Origin of the sequence: Streptomyces luteogriseus (assembly GCF_014205055.1) — a bacterium.
In the GTDB taxonomy this organism is placed as follows: Bacteria; Actinomycetota; Actinomycetes; order Streptomycetales; family Streptomycetaceae; genus Streptomyces; species Streptomyces luteogriseus.
Map to the genome: position 1 here is coordinate 6,665,168 of NZ_JACHMS010000001.1, position 17,700 is coordinate 6,682,867.

General features: G+C 71.2%; 14 protein-coding genes and 1 pseudogene. 7 read left to right on the top strand and 8 right to left on the bottom strand.

Annotated features, from left to right (window positions below):
• Positions 1-28: 28 nt before the first annotated feature.
• Positions 29-1,858 (bottom strand): endonuclease/exonuclease/phosphatase family protein, encoded by a 1,830-nt coding sequence (locus BJ965_RS29690; RefSeq protein ID WP_184912799.1) that lies wholly within the window; start codon positions 1,856-1,858, stop codon positions 29-31.
• A gap of 312 nt (positions 1,859-2,170) precedes the next feature.
• On the opposite strand from BJ965_RS29690, the gene BJ965_RS29695 reads away from it, so the two are divergent.
• The 7 genes and pseudogenes from BJ965_RS29695 (at position 2,171) to BJ965_RS29725 (ending at position 10,815) form a co-directional block, all read left to right on the top strand.
• Positions 2,171-3,589, top strand: a complete 1,419-nt coding sequence (locus tag BJ965_RS29695) for a hypothetical protein (protein ID WP_184912801.1) — start codon at positions 2,171-2,173, stop codon at positions 3,587-3,589.
• A 153-nt stretch (positions 3,590-3,742) separates the two neighbouring features.
• Entirely contained in the window at positions 3,743-5,191 is a 1,449-nt protein-coding gene (locus tag BJ965_RS29700) for an alkaline phosphatase PhoX (protein ID WP_184912803.1), read from the top strand.
• Positions 5,192-5,533: 342 nt separating this feature from the next.
• Complete coding sequence (locus tag BJ965_RS29705) at positions 5,534-7,117, top strand: TROVE domain-containing protein (RefSeq protein ID WP_184912805.1); 1,584 nt, start codon at positions 5,534-5,536, stop codon at positions 7,115-7,117.
• A 25-nt stretch (positions 7,118-7,142) separates the two neighbouring features.
• Positions 7,143-7,889 (top strand): annotated as a pseudogene (locus tag BJ965_RS29710) (pyridoxal-phosphate dependent enzyme); the annotation flags it as partial.
• Between the two features lie 175 nt (positions 7,890-8,064).
• Entirely contained in the window at positions 8,065-8,469 is a 405-nt protein-coding gene (locus tag BJ965_RS29715; protein WP_184912807.1) for a VOC family protein, read from the top strand.
• Positions 8,470-8,784: 315 nt separating this feature from the next.
• A complete protein-coding gene (locus tag BJ965_RS29720; RefSeq protein WP_184912810.1) occupies positions 8,785-9,810 on the top strand; it encodes a LacI family DNA-binding transcriptional regulator in 1,026 nt (341 codons plus the stop codon).
• Positions 9,811-10,239: 429 nt separating this feature from the next.
• Positions 10,240-10,815: a TetR/AcrR family transcriptional regulator gene (locus BJ965_RS29725; RefSeq protein ID WP_184912812.1), complete on the top strand. Its 576-nt coding sequence runs from the start codon at positions 10,240-10,242 to the stop codon at positions 10,813-10,815.
• A 56-nt stretch (positions 10,816-10,871) separates the two neighbouring features.
• Here the strand turns inward: BJ965_RS29725 and BJ965_RS29730 are convergent, their stop codons facing one another.
• The 7 genes from BJ965_RS29730 to BJ965_RS29760 form a co-directional block, all read right to left on the bottom strand.
• Entirely contained in the window at positions 10,872-12,074 is a 1,203-nt protein-coding gene (locus tag BJ965_RS29730) for a TerD family protein (RefSeq protein ID WP_184917673.1), read from the bottom strand.
• Positions 12,075-12,138: 64 nt separating this feature from the next.
• Positions 12,139-12,360 (bottom strand): hypothetical protein, encoded by a 222-nt coding sequence (locus tag BJ965_RS29735; protein WP_184912813.1) that lies wholly within the window; start codon positions 12,358-12,360, stop codon positions 12,139-12,141.
• Positions 12,361-12,435: 75 nt separating this feature from the next.
• The gene (locus tag BJ965_RS29740) at positions 12,436-13,425 is read right to left on the bottom strand and encodes a zinc-dependent alcohol dehydrogenase family protein (protein ID WP_184912815.1); all 990 of its coding nucleotides are present in this window, start codon (positions 13,423-13,425) and stop codon (positions 12,436-12,438) included.
• On the bottom strand, positions 13,422-14,273 hold the full coding sequence (locus tag BJ965_RS29745; protein ID WP_184912817.1) for a carbohydrate ABC transporter permease: 852 nt from the start codon (positions 14,271-14,273) through the stop codon (positions 13,422-13,424). The genes BJ965_RS29740 and BJ965_RS29745 overlap by 4 nt, the downstream gene beginning before the upstream one ends.
• Positions 14,270-15,211 carry a carbohydrate ABC transporter permease gene (locus BJ965_RS29750; RefSeq protein WP_184912820.1) on the bottom strand — a complete coding sequence of 314 codons (942 nt, stop codon included), beginning with the start codon at positions 15,209-15,211 and terminating at the stop codon, positions 14,270-14,272. Before BJ965_RS29750 ends, BJ965_RS29745 begins: the two co-directional genes overlap by 4 nt.
• Positions 15,208-16,581: an ABC transporter substrate-binding protein gene (locus tag BJ965_RS29755; protein ID WP_184912823.1), complete on the bottom strand. Its 1,374-nt coding sequence runs from the start codon at positions 16,579-16,581 to the stop codon at positions 15,208-15,210. The genes BJ965_RS29750 and BJ965_RS29755 overlap by 4 nt, the downstream gene beginning before the upstream one ends.
• A gap of 78 nt (positions 16,582-16,659) precedes the next feature.
• Positions 16,660-17,427: a DeoR/GlpR family DNA-binding transcription regulator gene (locus BJ965_RS29760; RefSeq protein ID WP_184912825.1), complete on the bottom strand. Its 768-nt coding sequence runs from the start codon at positions 17,425-17,427 to the stop codon at positions 16,660-16,662.
• Positions 17,428-17,700 lie beyond the last annotated feature (273 nt).

Here is a 17,700-nt window from a genome sequence, read left to right on the forward strand (position 1 = left end):
CGGGTCGGTGCCCGGCCGGCCCCGGGTGTTACGGGCGGAAGCGCAGGACCTGCGGGTCGTGGTCGCTGATCTGGTCGTTGAACTCCGCGTTGACGTGCACGCTGTCGTACTCGAAGTCGCAGGCGCGGCGGATCGACGGGCTGATCAGGATCTGGTCGAGGACCTGGCTGTTGCCCTGGTAGACGTACGAGTAGCGCTCGTTGCGGGGGAGCGACTTGATCGCCGACCAGAGTTCGCCGCGGCCCTCGAGGAGCTGCGCGGTCTTCGAGAACTCGAAGTCGTTGATGTCGCCCAGCGTGACGACGTCCGCGTTCTTCTGGGTGTCGAGGATGTCCTTGACGAAGGCGTTCACCAGGGTGGCCTGCTGGTGGCGCTGCGTCTCGGAGCTGCGGGACGGCGGCTGGTACTGGGAGGTCAGACCCTGGTCGCCGCCCTTGGAGTTGAAGTGGTTGGCGATCACGAAGACCGTGCGGCCGCGGAAGACGAACTCGCCGGCCAGCGGCTTGCGGCTGCTCTTCCAGGCCTCGTCGGCGGGCGCGATGCGGCCGGGGCTGAGGGTGAGGTGGGCCTTGCCGCGGATCTTCGTCACGGCGGTGGCCGTGGTGGCGTCGCCGCCGGGGCGATCCGCGAAGGAGACCCGCTCCGGGTTGAACAGGAAGGCCTGGCGGATGTTGCCGCCCGGCTCGCCGCCGTCGGTGTTGTCCGCCGGGTCGATCGAGCGCCAGTCGTACTTCGGGCCGCCGGCCGCGACGATCGCGTCGATCAGCTTGGTCAGCGTCTGGTCTGCGGCGACCGTACCGTCGTTCTTCGCCCCGTTGTTGTCCTGGATCTCCTCCAGGGACACGATGTCGGGCGACTTCAGGTGGTGCACGATCGCGGAGGCGTGGGCGGCGAACGTGTCGTCGGTCGGGTCGAGGTTCTCGACGTTGTAGGTGGCGACCGCGAGTTCGGAGGAGCGCTGCTTGCGGGTCGTCTCGCGCTCCAGGCCCGCGCTCTTCAGGGTGCCGAGTTCGCTCGCGACCAGGGTGTAGCCGCCGAACTGGTTGTAGTCCAGGGGGCCCGCGGTGGTGCCCGTGAGGGTGTCGCCCACGTTCGCCTTGGGGAACTCCGCCGTCGCGCCGAGGGTCTGGATCTGGAGGCGGCCCGAGTTCTGGTCGTCGTAGGAGCCGTAGACCGTGCCGCCGTGGCGGTTGCGGTTCTCGTGCGGCTTCACCGTCACCCAGAGCTCGGTGTAGGGGTCGGTGGCGCCGACGACACGGGTGTCGGTGACCCGTACGGACATGCCCTCCAAGGACTCGTAGTAGTCCAGGGCGTACTTCGAGGGCTTGAGGGGGAGTGCGTTGACCGAGCCGTTCGCGGCGGTGTCGCCGGTCGGCGCGTAGGCGGCCGGGACCGAGCGCGAGGTGATCGCCGTGGCGGCGGGGAGCGCGTTGCCGCTGGAGACGACCGTGGTCGTCGGCTTGGTGATCTCGGTGATCGACTGGTTGCCGGAGGTCGCGCCGCCGGGGACGTACTCCGAGACCGTGCCGCCGACCGTCACGGAGTCACCGACGGCTACTCCCTTCGGGGAGGAGCTGGTGAAGACGAAGACGCCCTCGCTGGTCGCCGGGTCGGCGTCCGGGTTCGGGTCCTGGATCCAGAAGCCGCGGGAGGAGCCGTAGGTCCGGATGCCGGTGACGATTCCGGTCACGTCCGTCACCTGTTGGCCGGCGTACGGGGACATCCGGGTGCTGCCCTGGATGTCGTGGATGCGGACCGACTCCGCGTGCGCGGGGCTGGTGAGAACGATCGTGGAGGCCGCGGAACACGCGGCGGCTACGGTGAGCGCGGCGAGACGCGCGGACGACTTGCTCGGCAACGGGATTCCCTCCGGGGACGTGACAGGGCGCCGGGACGAGGGCGGACACGTGTGGAATGGCTGACGGTCGCTCCCTGTGGGGCGGATGCGATGACGCGCGTAGAAGGAGGGGACGGGTGGACCGGGTGGGGCCGGCCCGGTGAACAAGTGTCCGCCGACTTCTACGCGCGTCAATCTCCAGCCTGTTCATGTCACTTGTCAAGGTTTCGGCCATGTACGGCGGCCGACGGGGAGATGAAGTGGGCGGCATGGGTGGAAATCCGTCTAGGCTGAGCGGCTGAGTCGTATGAGGCGCCCTAGGAGAAACAGCCGATGTCAGACAGCTCCCCCCTGCCGCCGGTGCGGCTGCACCCCGAAGCGGAGCTGGCGCGTGACGCCCTGTCCACGCCGTTGTTGTCCCGGGCCGCCCGGCTCGCCCGCTGGGCCGGGCCGGACACCCGTGTCGACGCCGGGGGCGGGCTCGTCGACGAGCAGTTGCCCGCGGCCGTCGAGGCGCTCGGGCTGAGCGGGGACGACGCCGCCGCCGACGCGAGCGAGGCGTGGCGGGTCGCCGTGGACGCGGGGCTCGTCGAGGTCGTCGACGAGGAGGAGGGCACCGTGACGGCCGGTGAGGACCTGGCCCTGCTCACCGGTGGCTCCCCGCAGGACGTGCTCGCCGTGTGGCTCACCGCCCTGGAGACCGTGCTCGCCGACGCGAGCGTGCCCGACCTGGACGGACTCGTGGACGAGGACGGCGAGGTCGACCTCTCCTCCCTCGACTGGGACCCCGAGGCCGAGGCCGAGTTCCTCGACGGCGTCCTCGGCAACCTCTATCTGCTCACCGCCGGCGAGGACCCGCCCGGCGGCGCCCCGGTGCCGCTGCCGGCGCTGGCCGCCTCGGTGATCGTGCCCAGCGACATGGGAGAGCCCACCAACGACGTCCTGGAGCAGGTCTCCGACGCCATGATGCGGCTGGACGACCAGTTCCGGATGCTGGAGCCGGTGGGGTTGGTCGCCTACCAGCCGGTCGACGAGGCGCTCATGGCCGACGCCGACGAGGAGCCCGCGGCACCCGTCGACGACACCGACGTCTCCCGGTACGGCATGGTCCGGCTCACCCCGCTCGGCCTGTACGGCATGCGCGCACGCCTGATGGAGGCCGGCTTCGAGGCACCGGCCGTCGGGGACCTCGCCGACAAGGGAGCCGACGTCCTGCTCGACGGCACGGCGGAGTTCCCGCCCGGCGCGGCGCAGGCGGAGACCGAGCAGTGGCTCCAGCGGCGCGAATCGCTCGCCGCTGCACGGGAGTTGCTGGCCGCAGCTCGGGGTGCGGACGCCGGGGCGCCGTTGCGTCGGCTGCGCTGTCAGCAGGCCCTGTCGCTGGTGGGGGCCTCGGCCGAGCCCGCGCTGCGGGAGGTGCTCGACGACGCCGAACTGGGCGGGCTCGCGCGGGTGTGGCTGACCGAGAACGGCGCGGTGGACGTACCCGCGCCGTCCGAGGCGATGGTGTACTGGCTGACCATCGACACGGTGGCCGCGCAGCTGGCCGCGGAGGGCAACTCCGAGGAGCTCCGGGCGCTCGTGGAGGGGCTCGCCCAGCAGCACAGTGGGTTCTTCGCGGCGGTGTGGCGGGTCGATCATCCCGCGACCGCCGATGTGCTGGAGGCCATGGGGCGGCTGCATCCCGACAAGAAGGTGGCGAAGGAAGCGCGGAAGGCGGCCTTCAAGGCGCGGTCGCAGCAGGCGGGCTGACCTCGTACCGGGGGTGCGGGTGTGCTGTGGCTTCTCGCGCAGTTCCCCGCGCCCCCAGGGCGTTGTTCAACTGGTGTTCACGGATGAGCGGGACGGTTTCGCCGAACGAGGTCCGCCACCCTCCACGGCATATCCACCGTCACAGGAGACACCATGTCGCTCACCCGTAGGGACTTCGCCAGAAACTCCGCGATCACCGGTGCCGGTGTCGCGCTGGCGGGCAGTGTCGGCGCCCTCGCCACCGCGCCGAACGCCCTCGCCTCCGACGACACCGGCAGCGCGGGGGACCGGGCGGCAGACGCCCGGCACGGAGTCGGCTACGGGCCGCTCGTCCCGGACCCCGAGGGCATCCTCGCCCTGCCCGCCGGCTTCGCGTACCGGGTCATCACGTACAGCGGCAAAACCAAGCTGGAGTCCGGTGAGTCCACGCCGTCCAACCACGACGGCACCGCCGCCTTCGACGGCCCCCGCGGCACCACCCTGCTCGTCAACAACCACGAGCTGAAGGGCCCGCGCGCCAACTGGGAGCACCCGGTGCCGCTCACCGAGGGCCTCGTCTACGACCCGGCCGCGGCCGGTGGCTGCACGGTCGTCGAGGTGCGGCCCGACGGACGCGTCGCCGAATGGGTCGGCATCGCCGGCACCTCCACCAACTGCGCGGGCGGCGCCACCCCCTGGGGCACCTGGCTCACCTGCGAGGAGAACTCCGACAAGGCCGGCGTCAACGGCATGACCAAGGACCACGGCTATGTGTTCGAGGTCGATCCGTGCGACCGGCGTGCCAATCGCGGCCCCAAGCCGCTGAAGTTCTTCGGCCGCTACGACCACGAGGCCGTCGTCATCGACCCCAAGCGCGGCCACGCCTACCTCACCGAGGACGCCTCGGGCCCCAACGGCCTCTTCTTCCGCTGGACCCCGCCCAGGGGCTTCGAGTACGGCCCTGGGAAGTTCCGCAAGCTCGCCGACGACGCCGGCGTCCTCCAGGCGCCCAAGTGCTTCGACTCCGGCGGCACGTTCGTCGACGACCTGTCCCGCGCCACGAAGACCGGCACCGTCTACGGAGTCGACTGGGTGGACGTCCCCGACCGCGACGCCCGCACCACCCCCGTGCGCAAGCAGTTCAAGGACGGCGAGGTCACCCGCGCCCGTAAGCTGGAGGGCATGTGGTGGGGCGACGGCGGCGCCTACATCGTCTCCTCCTACGCCCGTGCGGAAAGCCCCGTCCAGCACGACGGCCAGGTCTGGTTCTACGACCCCAAGCGGCGCACGCTGACGCTCAAGGTCCTGCTCGGAGTGAACCCCGCCCCGTCGAAGGACGGGGCGTTCGACGGCCCGGACAACATCACCGTCTCCCCCTACGGCGGCCTCGTCATCGCCGAGGACGGCGAAGGCGTGCAGCACCTGTTCGGCGCCACCGACAGCGGACGCACCTACCCCATCGCCCGCAACGAGCTGAACATCGGCACCGAAGAGGAGCCGGAATACAGCGAGTTCACCGGCGTCACCTTCTCTCCCGACGGCCGGACCCTCTACGCCAACATCCAGACGCCCGGCATCATGCTCGCCATCACCGGCCCCTGGAAGCGCCAGAAGCGGTCATAAATTCGGTCGCGATTCCGGAGTCGCGCCTCCTACAGTGAGATCACAACGTCACGCACCTCCCGGTGCGATGGCAGCGGCTACTTCTCTTCCAAAGAATCCGACGCCGCCGCCGACTTGATCTCGGGAGGCGCAGCATGTGGTGGGTGCCCGGTGCGAAGGCAACGGTTACTTCCTGGGATCGGAGGGTTGCGGGTTCGAGTCCCGTCAGCGACTTCGGGTCGCTGTAGCTCAATGGGTAGAGCATCTGAATTAGTCCGTCGCCGACTTCTGTCCTCGGGCACCCACCTCTTTTCCGCATGCAGCGTCTCCCCCGAAATGCGAATGAATTCGGGGGAATTCACCATGGCGCGATTCAACTCCAAGGCAGCCCGCGCGCGTCCCGTCTCGCGCGTGACGTCCACCGGGCGTGTGCTGCGCACCTATGAGGGCGGCCGGGGCCGCGAGCGGGACGCCCGCTCCGAACTTTTCCTGCTCTCCGTCTCCAACTTCGTCTCCCAGCAGACCTTCTACGAGACCGGCGCCGACCGCGACGACCGCTTCGCGAAGCTCGTGCGCGAACTCGCCGTCACCGACCCGGAGTGGACGGCCGGCCTGCTCGGCTGGCTGCGCGGCGCGGGCAATCTGCGCACGGCCTCCGTCGTCGGCGCCGCCGAGTACGTGAAGGCCCGCCTGGATGCGGGCGCGACCGACGGCCCGTCCAACCGGCAGGTCGTCGCCTCCGTCCTCCAGCGGCCCGACGAGCCCGGCGAACTGCTCGCGTACTGGACCGCGATGTACGGCCGCAACGTGCCGAAGCCGGTCAAGCGCGGTGTCGCGGATGCCGTGCGCCGCCTGTACCACGGCAAGGCGCTGCTGAAGTACGACACCGCCTCCAAGGGCTACCGCTTCGGCGACATCCTCAACCTCGTGCACGCGGCCCCGGACCCGGACAAGCCGTGGCAGGGCGAGCTGTTCCGCTACGCCCTCGACCGCCGGCACCACCCGGACACCGCCGTGCCGCCCGCGTCCGACCGCGTGCTCAACGCGCACCGCGAGCTGATGGCGCTGCCCGTGGAGGACCGGCGTGCGGTCGTGACCGCCGAGGGCGGTGCCGAGCGGCTGGCCGGCGCCGGGATGACGTGGGAGGCGCTGGCGGGCTGGCTCCAGGGGCCGATGGACAAGGCGGCCTGGGAGGTCGTGATCCCCTCCATGGGGACCATGGCGCTCGTGCGCAACCTGCGGAACTTCGACGAGGCCGGGATCTCGGACGAGGTGGCCGAGCGGGTCGCCGCGCGGATCGGCGACCCGGACGAAGTCGCCCGCTCGCGCCAGTTCCCCTTCCGGTACCTCGCCGCCTACCAGCACGCGCCCTCGCTGCGCTGGTCGTACGCGCTGGAGCGGGCCCTCGGCCACTCGCTGGCCAACGTGCCGGCGCTGCCCGGCCGGACGCTGGTGCTCGTGGACCGCTCGGGCTCGATGTTCTGGTCCCGGCTGTCCGACCGCTCGGAGCTCACCCGCGCCGACGCGGCGGCGATCTTCGGCACGGCGCTCGCGCTGCGGGCGGAGCGCGCGGACCTGGTCGAGTTCGGCTCGACGAGCGATCGCGTGACGTTCCGCCGGGGCGAGTCGGTGCTCAAGATCCTCGAACGGTTCGGCGACCTGGGCGGCACCGACACCACGGAGGCGGTGCGCCGGCACTACAAGAAGCACGACCGGGTGCTGATCGTCACCGACGAGCAGTACACGCACCACCACCGGGGCGACCCGACCGAGCAGATCCCGGCCGACGTGCCGGTCTACACCTGGAACCTCGCCGGGTACCGGGCGGGCCACGGCCCGTCGGGCACGGGTAACCGGCACACGTTCGGGGGGCTCTCGGACGCCGCTTTCCGGATGGTTCCGCTGATCGAGGCCTCCCGGGACGCCGACTGGCCCTGGGTGGCCTGAGGGGCGACAGGCCGTGGCCCGCACCGCGTGGGGAGTGCGGGCCACGGTTCTGTGTGCGCTTCTGTGTCCGGTCCTGTGTGTGGCTCGGGTCGGCAACATCCTGATCAGCCGGCTCGCCGGGGCCGATGTGCGGCTGGTGAAGGCGGGGTTCGGCATCGGCTTCAAGGAGAGCTGGGAGCGGGTGCTCAGGGAGGTCGAGGAGGGCGGCGGGAAGCCGTACGCCATCCCGGCCGGGGCCTCCGACCATCCGCTCGGCGGACTCGGCTTCGCCGGGTGGGCGTACGAGGTCGTCGAGCAGGAGCGGGAGCTGGGCGTCTTCTTCGACACCGTCGTGGTGTGCTCGGTGACCGGGTCGACCCAGGCCGGCATGGTCGCCGGGTTCGCCGCGCTGGAGGAGGCGGGTGGGCGTGCCCGGCGCGTGCTCGGCATCGATGCCTCGGCGAAGCCGGCCGCGACCCGCGGGCAGATCGCCCGTATCGCCGACCGCACGCGGCAGCTCATCGGGGTGAAGCGCGAGTTGACCGAGTCCGACGTCGAACTCGACGAGCGGTACCACGCGGGTGTCTACGGCGTCCCCGACGAGACGACGCTCGCGGCGATGCGGCTCGCCGCCCGGACGGAGGGAATGATCACGGACCCCGTCTACGAGGGCAAGTCCATGGCCGGGATGATCGACCTGGTGTCGAGGGGCGAGATCGGCCGCGACGCCACGGTGCTCTACGCCCACCTGGGAGGGCAGCCCGCGCTGAACGCGTACAGCGCGCTGTTCTGACGGGCGGGTCGCCGGGTGTCTGGGGGGTCATCCGGCGAGCCGCCGGGTGCGCGGGGAATCATCCGGGCGGGCCGCCGGTGCGTGGGGAATCATGCGGGCGGGCCGCCGGTGCGTGGGGAATCATGCGGCGGGCCGTCGGGTTGTCCCCGTCGACCTACGTCCTGGAGGAGCCGCCATGTCCGATGAGCCAGCCGTCCGTGAACTCCGTCTGGTCGTGACCGCCGAGGACTACGACGCCGCGCTGCACTTCTACCGGGACGTGCTCGGCCTGACCGAGCAGGGCGCGTTCGCCTCGGAGGACGGGCGGGTCACGATCCTCGACGCCGGGCGGGCCACCCTGGAGCTGACCGACCCGAACCACGCCGCGTTCATCGACGACGTCGAGGTGGGGCGGCGGGTGGCCGGGCACATCCGGGTCGCCTTCCAGGTGGACGACTCCGTCGCCGCGACGGCGAAGCTGGCCGCCGCGGGGGCCGAGGTCGTGGCCGAGCCGACTCGCACTCCCTGGAACTCCCTGAACTCCCGCCTCGAAGCGCCGGGGGCGCTTCAGCTGACCCTGTTCACGGAACTCGGCGACTGACGGGGCGGTGGATGCCGGGCCGGGGTGTCGGGCCGGCTGCGACCGCGTTTGCTTCGGCTGACCGCGGGGTGTGGGTCAGGGCCGCGCCGGGGGGTGTCCGTCCTCGGAACGGCGCGATGGGGTCGGACATCGACCAACCCCTCCGTTGACGCGCCAGCCGCTGTGGGCGGACACCCCCCGACACGGCCCCTTCTCGCCGTAGGCGGGTGCGAGTGCGAGTGCGGCCGCGTCGCGGCGGCTGGGCGGTGGGATGCGGAGGGCACCCGTCCGGCTTCCCCTGCCGGGTGGGGTTCGGGGGCGGATACAGTGCTGGACGTGTGGACGGACAATCAGCGTGCGGAGCGGTCCGACGGTGCCCGGCGCCGGGCCACGATCCACGACGTCGCACGGCTCGCCGGGGTGTCACGCCAAACGGTCTCGCGGGCGGTCAACGACAAGGGTGAGATCGACCCCGGTACCAAGGAGCGGGTCCTGGAGGCGGCGCGGCTGCTGGACTACCGGCCCAGCCGGTTCGCGCGCGGACTCGTGCAGAAGGGCGCGGTGACGGCCGGTCTGGTCATCCCGGACCTGCGCAACCCGTTCTTCCCCGAGGTGGCCGCCGGGGTGCTGGAGGCCGCCGAGCAGCGCGGCTGGCAGGTCGTCGTGTGGGACTCCCGGATCGACGAGGCCAGGGAGCGGGAGGCGCTCGACGTTCTTTCCCACCAGGCGGACGCGGTCGTCGGCTACTTCAAGGACCCGGACGACGTGCTCACCCGGCACCTCGGAGGCGTGCCGCTGGTGCTGCTGGAGCGCGGCCCGCAGCAGACCCGGTTCGCGGCCGTGGGCATCGACGCCGCCACCGGTGTCGAGCGGGGCATGAACCATCTGTTCCACGCCGGGCACCGCAGGATCGGCATGTTGGACGGTGTGCACGGCCCCGGCCCTCGCAGACAGGCCTTCCTGGAGCAGACACGGCGGCTCGGTCTGCCGGTCGACGAGGACTGGATCGTGATGTGCCCCGAGCACAGCGTGGCGGGCGGCGAGGCCGGCATGGAACGGCTGCTGGCCCAGCGGCCCGAGGTCACCGCGGTCTTCGGCTTCAACGACCTGATCGCGGTCGGGGCCATGCGCACCGCCCGTCGCAGTGGCCGCAGCGTTCCGGACGACGTGGCCGTGCTCGGCTTCGACGGCCTCTCGCTGGGCGAGCTGGTCGAACCCGCCCTGACCACCCTGCACATCGACAAGCGGCAGCTGGGGCGGCTGGCCGTGGAGCAGGTGGCCCGGCTGCGCGCGGGTGAGGAGCCGCTGCGGGGCGCGGAGGCGTGGGTGACACCCGAACTCGTGGTGCGCGACTCCGCCTGACCGTCCCGGCAGATCGGCCTCGCCGTTCCCTTGACCCCGGATTTCGGGCCACCCGATACTCGACGGCACCGCTCACATGAACGTTCACGGACGCTCGACTCTTCCGCCCGGCCCTGGCCTTCCTCGGCATCTTCACGTTCATCGGCCTCTGGAACGACTACATCTGGCCCCTGGTCGTGATGATCGACCCGGAGAAGGTCACGCTCCAGGTGGCGCCGGCGAACCTGAACGTCCTCTACAACGCGGACTACGCCCTGGTGATGGCCGGGGCGCTGATGAGTGTCATCCCGTTGATCGTGGTGTTCCTGTTCGGGGCACGGCACTTCCTGCGGGACCTGGCGGCGGGGGCGATGAGATGTAGGGGCCGGGTGCCGGTGCGCCGCCTCGGTAGAGTGCGGAGAACATCCCCGGTTCGTGAGGAGTGGTCGCGTGGCGCAGGTCAGGCCCATGCGGGCGGATGCCCGGCGCAACCACGAGCGGTTGCTGACGGCCGCCGCGCAGGCCTTCGCCGAGCACGGGGAGGGCGCCTCGCTCGACGACATCGCCAAGCGTGCCGGGGTCGGCTCCGGCACGCTGTACCGGCATTTCCCGACCCGGCAGGCGCTGCTGGAGGCCGCGTATCTGGAGCGTGTCGAGGCGATCGCGGCCCGGGCCGGCGTGCTGGCGGAGGAGCTGCCGCCGGGCGAGGCGCTGGGGGAGTGGCTGTACGAACTGGGCGCCGGGATGATCCGGATGCGAGGGCTGAAGGCGCTGCTGGGCCCGGCCGTCACGGACTCCGGCTCCCTGGTGAACACCGCCTGCGGCGACTCGGTCCGGGCCGCGGCGGGGCGGCTGGTCCGCGCGGCGCAGGCGGAGGGCACGCTGCGGGCGGACGTCGAGCCGGGCGACGTGCTGCGGCTGGCGCACGGGATGGCGACGGCGTCGGAACTGGCGGACGGGGAGGACCGGCACCTCCGGCGGTACCTGACGCTGCTGATGGAGGGGCTGGGCGCGGGGCGCCGCTGACGCGGTGAGCCGGACGCCCCCTGGGTGAGGGGGCGTCCCCGGAGGCCGGTGGCGGGTTACAGCGCCTGCGCCGCGGGCTTCACCATGCCCCTCACCGTGCGGGACTTCACGAAGTCGCCCATGGCCGTCATCTCCCACTCGCCGGAGAACTGGCGGATGAGCTTGGCCATCAGGACGCCGGTCTGGGGCTCGGCGCCGGTCAGGTCGAAACGGACCAGTTCCTCGCCGGTCGTGCCGTCCAGGAGGCGGCAGTAGGCCTTGGCGACCTCGGTGAACTTCTGGCCGGAGAAGGAGTTCACCGTGAAGACCAGGCCCGTGACCTCCTGGGGGAGGCGGCCGAGGTCGACCATGATGGTCTCGTCGTCCCCGCCGCCCTCGCCCGTGAGGTTGTCGCCGGAGTGCCGGATGGCGCCGCCGACGATCTGGAGCTTGCCGAAGTAGCAGCTGTCGACGTGGTTGCGCTGCGGCCCGTAGGCGATGACCGAGGCGTCCAGGTCGATGTCCTTGCCGCGGTACGCCGGCTCCCAGCCGAGTCCCATCCGGACCTGGGAGAGCAGGGGCTGACCGCCCTTCATCAGGGAGACCGTCTGGTTCTTCTGGAGGCTGACGCGGCCCTTGTCGAGGTTGATCTTCCCGGTGCCGGGCGCGGGCGGGGGAGGCGTGGCCGGGGCGGCCGGAGGCGCGGCGGGGGTGGAGACGGGCGGGGCGGGCGGCTGCATCGGGGCCGGCGGCGGGGTCACCGGCTGCGGCGGGGCGGCGGCGGCCGGTTCCTCCACCGTGACCCCGAAGTCCGTGGCGATGCCCGCCAGGCCGTTGGCGTATCCCTGGCCGACGGCGCGGGCCTTCCACTGCCCGCCTCGCTGGTAGACCTCCACGATGACCAGGGCCGTCTCGTCGCCGAGCTGTGGGGGCGTGAAGGAGGCCAGGACGGAGTTGTCGTCGGCGCTGCGGATCGTGGCCGTCGGCTCGATGCCGCGGAAGGTCTGGCCCGCGGCGTCCGGGCTCGCCGTGACGACGATCTTCTCGATGCCAGGGGGGAGAGCCGTCGTGTCGACCACGATCGCGTCGGGCGCGCTGCCGCCGCCCGAGCGGTACGTCACGCCCGGGCCCGACGGCTGGTTGTAGAAGATGAAGTCGTCGTCGGAGCGCACCTTGCCGTCGGCGGTGAGCAGCAGGCCCGATACGTCGAGCCGCACCGGAGCGGCGACGTCCACCGTCACGCGGGCGGCGGACAGGGGGATGTTCGAGCCGGGGGTCATAGCTGTCATGCCGGGTGAACGAGCGAAGCGGTTTTGCCGTTCCCTTACCTTGACGCCAATCGGGTCACCGGCGATTGCGGGGGTGATCGCGGGCCGTGCGCTCGTTGCCGCGCTTGTAGTTGCCGGTCCAGCGGGCCATGACGAGCTGGGGGTCGGAGGTCTCGACCTCGGCGAGGAACTGCGCGGCGCGGGGGCCGTTCAGGGTGGTGGCGGGGCGGCCGTGGTGGCTGATGCGGACGGTGCCGCCCGTGTGCTGCTCGTAGGTGAATCCATGAGGTCTCGGCATGCCGTGAGGGTACGAGGCGGGGAGCAGGCGCCCCAGCGAATTTCGCCCGCCCCCCCGCCCGCGGTGGTCCCTTCCCTACGGCACGACCACGATCTTGCGGCCGACGCCCGCCGCGAACTGCTCCAGCGCCTGGGGGTAGCGCTCCAGCGGGATGCGGTCGCTGATGAAGACCTCCGGGTCGAGGACGCCGTTCGCGAACAGCTCCGCCGCACGCTCGAAGCTGTGCAGCACCGCCATCGAGCCCGTGATGGTGATCTCCTGGTTGTAGATGCGGTACGGGTCGATCGTCACGCGCGTCGCGTAGTCGGCCACGCCGAACTGCAGGAACGTGCCCGCCTTCGCCACCCGGTCCAGACCGTCCTGGATCGCCGCCGCGTTGCCCGTGGCGTCGACGACCAGGTCCCAGCCCTGCGGACGGTCCAGTTCGTCGGGGTTCGCGGCCGACGCCGAGACGCCGAGGCCGCGGGCGGTCTCCAGGCGGGCCGGGTTCACGTCGACGACGTCCACGCTCGCCGCGCCGGTGCGCTTGGCCAGCTCCAGCATCATCAGGCCCATGGTGCCGGAGCCGTAGATCAGCACGTGCGCGCCGAGCCGGGACTGGAGCACGTCGTAGCCGCGGACCGCGCAGGACAGCGGTTCCACGAGCGCCGCGTCCTCGGTGCGGACGTGCTCGGGGAGCTTGACGCAGTTCGCCACCGGGGCGACGGCGTACCGCGCCGCGCCTCCGGCCGTCGTCACGCCGATCGCCGCCCAGCGTTCGCAGAGGTTGTTGTGGCCCGTACGGCAGTAGCGGCACTCGTAGCAATACAGGGACGGGTCGACGGCGACCCGGTCACCCACCGCCACCTCCGTGACCCGGGTGCCGACCCCGACGACCTCGCCCGCGAACTCGTGCCCGGGCACGATCGGCAGTTTCGGGGCGAACTCGCCCTGGAGGATGTGGAGATCGGTTCCGCACAGGCCGCAGGCCGCGACCTCGACCACGACCTCGCGCGGGCCGGGCGTCGGGTCGGGGACCTCGGCGACGACGGCCTTGCCCACGGACTCGATGACGGCGGCCTTCATTTCACGGCTCCCAACGACAGGCCCTGGACCAGCTTGTCCTGGGCGGCGAACCCCGCGGCGAGCACCGGCAGGGAGATCACGAGCGACGCGGCGCACACCTTCGCCAGGAACAGGCCCTGGCTGGTGATGAAGCCGGTCAGGAAGACGGGGGCGGTCTCGGCCACCACACCCGTGAGCACCCGGGCGAACAGCAGCTCGTTCCAGCTGAAGATGAAGCAGATCAGGGCGGTGGCGGCGATACCGGGGAGGGAGATCGGGGCGACCACGCGCCCGAGGATCGTGGGCAGCCGGGCCCCGTCCACCTTGGCCGCCTCGATCACCGCGACCGGGATCTCGGCGAGGAAGGACTGCATCATCCACACCGCGATCGGCAGGTTCATGGAGGTGTAGAGGATGACCAGCAGCCAGATGTTGTCGAGCATCCCGGCGTTCTTGGCGAACAGGTAGATCGGCAGCAGGCCCGCCACGGCCGGCAGCATCTTCGTGGAGAGGAAGAAGAACAGCACGTCCGTCCACTTGCGGACGCGGTTGATGGACAGCGCGTACGCCGCCGGGAAGGCCAGCAGCAGGACCAGCAGGGTCGACGCCAGAGAGGCGACCGTCGAGTTGATCAGGGCCGGCCAAGGACTCGCGCCGCCGCCCGCGCCGAAGAACTCGCGGTAGCCGTCCAGCGTGAGCGACGCCGCGAAGGACGGCGGGTTGGTCGCCGCGTCCGTCTCCGAGTGGAGGGACGTCAGTGCCATCCACGCGATGGGCAGGAAGAACGCGATGCCGAGCAGCCAGGCCAGCAGGCCCAGGCCCGCACCCTTGCCACGGACGCGGCGGGCACGCAGTGCGGTCGTGCTCATGCGCGGGACACCTCCTCGCGGAACAGGGACGACACCACGCGCAGGGCGAAGGTCGCGATGACGATCGAGCCGATGACCACCAGGACGCCCGCGGCCGAGGCGAGGCCGTTCTCGTGGGCCTGGTAGAAGCTCTGGTAGACGGTGTAGGGGAGGTTGGCGGTGCCCAGGCCCCCGGACGTGATCGTGAAGACCGCGTCGAAGTTCTGGACGATGTAGATCGAGCCCAGCAGGGCGCCCAGTTCGAGGTAGCGGCGCAGGTGCGGGAGCGTCAGATGGACGAAGATCTGCCAGTCGCTCGCGCCGTCGACCCGGGCCGCCTCGATCTGCTCGTGGTCGCGGCTCTGCAGTCCGGCGAGCAGGATCAGCATCATGAACGGTGTCCACTGCCAGACGAGGGACGCCTCGACCGCGAGCAGCGGAGTGTTGGAGATCCAGTCGGGCTGTGGGCCGCCCACGTAGTGCAACAGCCCGTTGAAGAGGCCGTACTCGGGGTTGTAGAGCACATGCTTCCAGAGCAGGGCCGCCGCGACCGGCACCACCAGGAACGGTGCGATCAGCAGGGTGCGGACGATGCCCCGGCCCCGGAACCTCCGGTCCAGCAGCAGGGCGAGCACCAGTCCCAGGACCAGGCTGGCCAGCACCACCGCGACCGTCAGCAGCACGGTCGTCCACACCGAGTGGCGCAGGTCCGGGTCGGTGAGCACCTCCTGGTAGTTGTCGACGCCGGTGAAGTGCCGGGCGTCGGGATAGAGGGAGTTCCAGTCGAAGAAGGAGATCACCAGCGTGGCCACGAAGGGCAGCTGGGTGACGACGATCATGAAGATCAGGGCGGGCAGCAGCGGGGCCCGGGTGGCCCAGGCGCGCAGCCGGGCGGAGGGCCGGCGGACCGGCGTGCGGAGCTCGGGGGAGGCCGCGGGGGCCGTTGTCGTGGCGGTCATCGTCCCTCGTATTCCTCGGAGATCTTCTCGGCGAGCGCCTGGGACTTCTTCAGGGCCGACTCGACGGACTGGCGTCCGGCGATGGCCGCGCTGATCTCCTGGGAGACCTTGGTGCCGAGGTCGGTGAACTCGGGGATGCCGACGAACTGGATGCCGGGCGCGGGCCGCGGCTGCACGCCGGGATCGGTCGGGCGGGCCTGCTCGATGGCCTCCTTGGTCATCTCCTGGAAGGCCCCGGCCTCCTTGCGGTAGTCGGCGTTGGCATAGGTCGACGCCCGTTTGCCGGCCGGGACGTTCGACCAGCCGACCTGGTCGCCGACCAGTTCCTCGTAGCCCTTGCCGGACGCCCAGGAGACGAACTTCCAGGCGTTGTCCGGGTTGCGGGAGGCCTTCTGGATGCCCCAGGCCCAGGTGTAGAGCCAGCCGGAGGACTCGGTCTTCTCGACGGGTGCGGGGGCGTAGCCCACCTTGCCCTTCACCGGGGAGTTCGCCGCCTCCAGGGATCCGGCCGCGGAGGTGGCGTCGTACCACATGGCGACCTTGCCCTGAGTCATGTTGTTGAGGCACTCGGCGAAGCCGGCCTGGGCGGCGCCGGACTCGCCGTGCTCGCGCACCAGATCGACATAGAACTTCGTCGCCTTTTCGAAGGCGGGGGAGTCGAGTCGTGCCTTCCAGTCCTTGTCGAACCAGGTGCCGCCGAAGGTGTTGACGACCGTGGTGAGCGGGGCCATCACCTCGCCCCAGCCGGGCAGGCCGCGCAGGCAGATGCCCTTCATGCCGGGTTCGGCGCCGTCGGCCTTCGCCGCGAGGTCCGCCACCTGCTGCCAGGTGGGGTGCGCGGGCATCGTCAGGCCCTTCTTGTCGAACACGTCCTTGCGGTACATCAGGAACGACGACTCGCCGTAGAAGGGCTGGCCGTAGAGCTTGCCGTCGTCCGCGGTGAGGGACTGGCGCATCGGCTTCAGGACGTCCTGCTCGTCGTAGGCCGGGTCCTTGGCGACGTAGCCGTTCATCTGGCGCAGCCAGCCGTTGCGGGCGTAGATCGGTATCTCGTAGTTGGACAGGGTGGCGACGTCGTACTGGCCGGCCTGGTTGGCGAAGTCCTGGCTGATCTTGTCGCGGACGTCGTTCTCGGGCAGGACCGTGAAGTTGACCTTGATGCCCGTCTCCTTGGTGAAGTGGGCGCGCGTCAGCTTCTGCAGCTCGACCATCTGGGGGTTGTTGACCATGAGGACGTTGATGGCGTCGCCGCCGGATCCGGCCCCGCCCGCGCCGACCCAGCAGCCGGAGAGCAGCGGGGCGAGCAGCGTCCCTGCGGCGGCCAGGGCGAGCGGGGCTCGCGGTGGCCGTCGTCGGCTCTGGGTTCGCATGGATCGCTCCTGGAGGTATGGGGAGATAAGGGGCAGCACAGGGCGTGGCTGCGCCCGGTGGGGGACGTCGGTGTGGTGTCAGACCCGGATGACCTGGGGTCCGAGCAGTGAGTAGCGGTGGGCCTCGGCGGCCGGCAGCAGGGTGCTCGTCACGATCGTCTCCAGCGCGCCGACGTCGGCGAACCGGCAGAAGCTGACCGCTCCGAACTTGGTGTGCACGCCCGCGAAGACCACGCGCCGGGCGGCCCGGATCGCCTGTGCCTTGACCTCGCTGACGGCCGGGTCGGGGGTGGTGAGGCCGTGTTCGCGGGAGATGCCGTTGGCACCGATGAACGCCAGGTCGACGACGAAGCCGGCCAGCATCTTCGTCGTCCAGTGGTCGACGGTGGCGAGGGTGCCGGGCCGCACCCGGCCGCCGAGCAGCAGCACGGAGGTGTGCTCGGCCTCGGCGAGGGCGCCCGCGACCGGCAGGGACGCGGTGACCACGGTCAGCGGCCGGTCCCGGGGGAGTGCCTCGGCGATGAGCTGCGGGGTGTAGCCCTCGTCGACGAAGACGGTCTCGGCGTCGCCGAGCAGCTCGGCCGCGGCGGCCGCGACCCGGCGCTTCTCGGGGACGTGGCTGGTGGCCCGGAAGGCGAGCGTCGTCTCGAAGCCGGCGCTCTCCACGGGGTAGGCGCCGCCGTGGGTGCGGCGGAGCAGGCCGTGGTCCTCCAGGACGCGCAGATCGCGCCGTACGGTCTCCTTGGCCACGCCCAGCTCGGCGGCGAGGGTGGTGACGTCGACCGAACCGTCGCGCCGCGCGGCCAGCACGATGTCGCGCTGCCGTTCTTCCGCGGTCCTGTTCATGGCCGTCACCCGCCTTCCTGCCGTGCTGCCCGTTCGGGCCCTCGCTCGGGCCTTGGGGGAAGTTCTACAGCGGGTGCTCCGCGGTGGCCAGGTCTGCTGCGGGCGGGATCCTGCCCGGATGTGCCCGTTCGGTCGTGCGGATGCGCGCCACGACACAGGGCGGTCGTGGCCGTCTACGGGCGCGTTGTGGCTGGTCGCGCAGTTCCCCGCGCCCCGGAGGACGCTTCCCTGCCGTATGCGGGCCGTGCCCGAATGCCCGAGCGGGCGGGCCCG